This window comes from Paenirhizobium naphthalenivorans, assembly GCF_007992095.1.
Taxonomy (GTDB): Bacteria; Pseudomonadota; Alphaproteobacteria; order Rhizobiales; family Rhizobiaceae; genus Allorhizobium; species Allorhizobium naphthalenivorans.
Window position 1 is genome coordinate 1 of sequence record NZ_BJZP01000127.1, and the last position, 702, is coordinate 702.

Genomic DNA, 702 nt, shown 5'->3' on the forward strand with positions numbered 1-702 from the left:
GGATCGGTCCAAACCCAGTCCTGAAAAGTCTGCTTGATCTTCTGGAGCTTGTCGCGGGCGGCTTCCGTATCGACAACATTGAGCACGCGGCGTTCGCCGTCGGCATCCTTGAAGACGTCGAAGATCTGAGGGACCCGGCTGTTGAGCGCGTCAGACAGCAGGTCGCCGGCGTGGCGGCGGCTCGTTCCCCATTCCGATGTGCCAGCGGCGCAGTAACCGAGCTGCCGTGCCTCCACCGTCCAGGACCCAAGCTCCGGCATGTGGTAGATGCGGATTTCCGCCTCCATCTTTTGCCTGACGAAGGCGACGACATCGGCGGCCGGGATCCACGGGGCGCCGAGTCGGGCTGTGATGTCGGATGGCCGGAGATCAGCCGGCTGGACCTCCTGGAGGGCGCGGACATTGCGCTCATAGGCGGGGTCGAGCTCGGCCGCTGCCTGCGCGGTCGCAAGCTTTGTGCGGACGGCCCCTGAGAGATATCCGTCTGCCGTCTTCCATGATCCGTCGGCCGGATCACGGAAGATGGCCTCGCCCAGCTCGTGGGCCACAGCCGCAGGATCGCTGTGCAGCAGCTCGGCGACATGGTCGATATCGACGTGGCCTCGTTCATTCAGCACGACGGCGAGCGCATCTGCAGGGGAGGTAATCGTCGGCGCCGCGGGCGGAGCAATCACGCGTTCGGAGAATATCGGGCCACGTCTT

1 protein-coding gene is annotated in these 702 nt (G+C 65.0%); it reads right to left on the reverse strand.

Going from position 1 to position 702, the window contains the following annotated elements:
- On the reverse strand, nucleotides 1–702 hold a 702-nt coding region (locus RNA01_RS23500; RefSeq protein WP_503826408.1), incomplete at both ends, for a DUF8437 domain-containing protein.